Origin of the sequence: Vibrio sp. S9_S30 (assembly GCF_014694455.1) — a bacterium.
Lineage (GTDB): Bacteria > Pseudomonadota > Gammaproteobacteria > Enterobacterales > Vibrionaceae > Vibrio.
Map to the genome: position 1 here is coordinate 1 of NZ_JAAUWT010000064.1, position 3,090 is coordinate 3,090.

Consider the following 3,090-nt stretch of genomic DNA (forward strand, 5'->3'; position numbering starts at 1 on the left):
TCCGTTCATAACAAACAATTCAAGCAGACCAAAAACGTGTGGCATTTTCAGTTTGCGGTGAGTTATGTGTTTAAGGTGATATGCAGAAACGGTATTTGTACGTTTTTGGCTACTTAATTGGGCGTTATGACTATCTCGAATAAAAAGGATCTTTACACATGAAGAAGTTGTTTTGGTGGAATCTTAGCACTCAAGAAAAAGCGAGTCGTTCATTCATCTTAACGCCTATCATCGGTATTTTGGTTTTCCTAGCACTTCAGGATTCTAGTCTCTCTGGTTTCCAAGTCAGTGGAATCATCTTAGGTAGTATGGCATTGATGGTGTTACAGGGCCTATATTACAGGCGGAAAGATAGCAACAATGGCGATATAAAATGAACTATAGTCATTGACAATAATCCTTATTAAAAACAGTGTTTGACTCTTGAGATGGTAATCTGAGGCTCCATAGTCATAACAAGGCGTTCAAGAGGGATTCGTGCCACGTGGCATTTTTGGTTTGCGTTGATTTTTGTGGTGAAGGCGGTCTGCAGAAAGTTGGTTTATGCGGCACTCACCCCTTAACGCGGCATTATAGCGCTTTGAAAATTCAAGGATTGTCAGGTTCTCGAAAGTTGCTGGCTTCAGTGTTTTCGAGTTCGATTCCTCAACCATATCTAAGGTAGGAAATTCTCTACAAGCCAAGTTTCTGTGGGATTTCATGCCAATTGGAAATTCCGGATTTTGAAGTTTGGTTTTCGGTTGCTCTTCTAAATTCTCGACTGAATCGGTGTTTTGAGGTTCGTGGTCTGGTTGCAGAAGATCTTGTTGGCTAAGATGTCTTTCATTGAATGCAAGCTAAATGCTTCATTGCCAAGTAAAGTCTGTTTGTTGGTATCGCTCTAACAAAAGCTTCAAACCGACAAACAACGCGTGGCATTTTTGGTTTGCGGTGAATTTAGTGTTTAAGGTGCAATGCAGCGGCTTGATTTGTGCGTTGTCTGCGGTTTAAGCTGGCGTTAGGCATTAATCGTTAGATTCTCAAATTTAGCTGATACAATGCTCATGATTTTCAAAGCAGTAGAGTTTGTAAATATGAACATAGACAAGTTAACTCGAACAGAATTGATTGAATTGAATAATCGAATTGTAGCTCGTTTGGAAAGCTTAGATGAGCTGGAAGTCCAAGCCAAAAAGCAACAGTTTACACTTGGTTCACCTGCGGAGTTTGTTGATGGCAAAGGCACGGTTCATGTTTGTGTTGTGGTTAAATTCAACAAAAAGACAATATCAGTGTCAACTGCAAATGGTGAGCGTTGGAATATACCGGCAGAACGGTTGCGTCCGTTGGTAAATGCCTAACAAACGCTTCAAGCCGACCGCCAACGCGTGGCATTTTTGGTTTGCAGCAATAATTGTGTTTAAGGCGCAATGCGGTAGCCGTTGTAGTGCGTTGGCAGCGGCTTAAGCGGGCGTTAGCTGTTCTAGCTAGTCCGAATTTAGGAAATGTATGGAATTCAAATTAGACATAGAGCCATCGGATAGTGACATCAATGAAATTCGTGGTGGGTTAATCAAGCACAACACTCCATTTCTGGAAGGGGTACCTAAGTCGCATGTTGGGTACTATGCAGTTGATGGCGAAAACAAAGTTGGTGGTATTGTCGCTGATATTTGGGGGAATTGGTTACTTATTAAGTTTCTTTGGGTTGATGACTCTATGAGAGGGAAACGAGTTGGTAGTCAACTTCTTAATCACATTGAAAACTATGCGAAATCCCAAGGCTGCAAATCGGCACTTGTTGATACTCTCAGTTTTCAAGCGAAGCCCTTTTATGAAAAACATGGTTATGAGTGTCAAATGGTACTGGAAAATTATCCAATGGATTCATCTTTATCATTCTTTACAAAATTGTTCATCGAAAAGTGAATCAGCTAACAAAAGCTTCAAACCGACAAACAACGCGTGGCATTTTCGGTTTGCGGTGAATTTAGTGTTTAAGGCGTAATGCAGCAGCTTGATTTGTGCGTTGTCTGCGGTTTAAGCTGGCGTTATGAAGCATCTAGAAAAATCCTGCAAAATTAGGGGCTAAGGTCTAATATTTGCTTTTCGCATCATCATGATTTGAATTTTTCCCAATTGAAAATCGGCAATGTTCCTTTGGTGAAATGCCGCTTGGATTTCATCAAAAGGCAAATTGGCTGTTTCAGTAATTTTGCCAAGTGATTCTTTCTAGCAGCCATTTGCTTTGCTGTGATTTCAGTGGGGCGGCAGGGCAGGGCATCGAAATTTCCCAAAATTAGCGAGCGTTTTGAGTCAACTTGTTGAGGGTTCATCGTGTAGCTGCCGGCATTTTGTGAATTGGCTCGTTGTCTCAACCATTTGTATTTGCTGGAATTCCGAGGTTGCCGTAAAGTCCGTTCATAACAAACAGTTCAAGTAGACCAAAAACGCGTGGCATTTTTAGTTTGCGTTGAGTTTTGTGTTTAGGGTAGTTTGCAGAAACAGCATTTGTACGTTTTTGGCTACTTAACTGGGCGTTATAGCGCTTTGATAATTCAAGGGTTGTCAGGTTCTCGAAAATTGCTGGCTTCTGTGTTTTAGAGTTAGCTTTCTCAACCTGCATCAAGGTTGATAAGGCGTCGTAATCCAAGTTGCTGCAAGTTTTCAAAACCAATTGAGTTCGCTAAATTTTGAGGCTTTGCTCTCGGCTTGTTTCCCTAGATTCTCGACTGAGTCGGTGTTTTGGGCTTTGTGGTCTGGTTGCAGTAAGTTTTGTTGGTTAAAATGCCTTTCATTATATGCAAGCTAAGTGCTTCATTGCCCAGCGAGTTTTTTGTTTGTATCGCTCTAACAAACAGTTCAAGCAGACCAAAAACGCGTGGCATTTTTAGTTTGCGTTGGGTTTAGTGGTTAGGGTAGTTTGCAGAAGCAGCATTTGTGCGTTTTTGGCTACTTAACTGGGCGTTATAGCGCTTTGAGAGTTCAAGGGTTGTCAGGTTCTCGAAAGTTGCTGGCTTCAGTGTTTTCGGGTTCGATTCCTCAACCATACCCAAGGTGGGAAATTCTCGGCAAACCAAGTTGCTGCAAGCTGTCAAAATCAATTAGATT

Annotated in this window: 5 protein-coding genes; 3 read left to right on the forward strand and 2 right to left on the reverse strand. The window is 41.5% G+C overall.

All coding sequences use genetic code 11. From position 1 onward, the window contains the following. Positions 1-158 precede the first annotated feature (158 nt). The 3 genes from HC752_RS23825 to HC752_RS23845 all read left to right on the forward strand — a co-directional run bounded on the left by HC752_RS23825 (position 159) and on the right by HC752_RS23845 (position 1,908). The gene (locus HC752_RS23825; RefSeq protein ID WP_190337672.1) at positions 159-377 is read left to right on the forward strand and encodes a hypothetical protein; all 219 of its coding nucleotides are present in this window, start codon (positions 159-161) and stop codon (positions 375-377) included. Positions 378-1,037: 660 nt separating this feature from the next. Next, positions 1,038-1,340, forward strand: coding sequence for a hypothetical protein (locus tag HC752_RS23840; protein WP_238930622.1), 303 nt, complete (start codon positions 1,038-1,040; stop codon positions 1,338-1,340). A 148-nt stretch (positions 1,341-1,488) separates the two neighbouring features. Next, a complete protein-coding gene (locus HC752_RS23845) occupies positions 1,489-1,908 on the forward strand; it encodes a GNAT family N-acetyltransferase (protein ID WP_190337674.1) in 420 nt (139 codons plus the stop codon). Positions 1,909-2,096: 188 nt separating this feature from the next. Here HC752_RS23845 and HC752_RS23850 read toward each other — a convergent pair whose 3' ends face one another. Together HC752_RS23850 and HC752_RS23855 are read right to left on the reverse strand one after the other, a co-directional pair. After that, positions 2,097-2,315 (reverse strand): hypothetical protein, encoded by a 219-nt coding sequence (locus HC752_RS23850; RefSeq protein ID WP_190337675.1) that lies wholly within the window; start codon positions 2,313-2,315, stop codon positions 2,097-2,099. Between the two features lie 38 nt (positions 2,316-2,353). Beyond that, positions 2,354-2,632, reverse strand: a complete 279-nt coding sequence (locus tag HC752_RS23855) for a hypothetical protein (RefSeq protein WP_190337676.1) — start codon at positions 2,630-2,632, stop codon at positions 2,354-2,356. Positions 2,633-3,090 lie beyond the last annotated feature (458 nt).

What these genes read in the sequence shown, in the direction of transcription:
- HC752_RS23845 (WP_190337674.1), top strand. Translation starts at nt 1,489, where the DNA reads ATGGAATTCAAATTAGACATAGAGCCATCGGATAGTGACATCAATGAA.
- HC752_RS23850 (WP_190337675.1), bottom strand. Translation starts at nt 2,315, where the DNA reads ATGAACCCTCAACAAGTTGACTCAAAACGCTCGCTAATTTTGGGAAAT.
- HC752_RS23825 (WP_190337672.1), top strand. Translation starts at nt 159, where the DNA reads ATGAAGAAGTTGTTTTGGTGGAATCTTAGCACTCAAGAAAAAGCGAGT.
- HC752_RS23840 (WP_238930622.1), top strand. Translation starts at nt 1,038, where the DNA reads ATGCTCATGATTTTCAAAGCAGTAGAGTTTGTAAATATGAACATAGAC.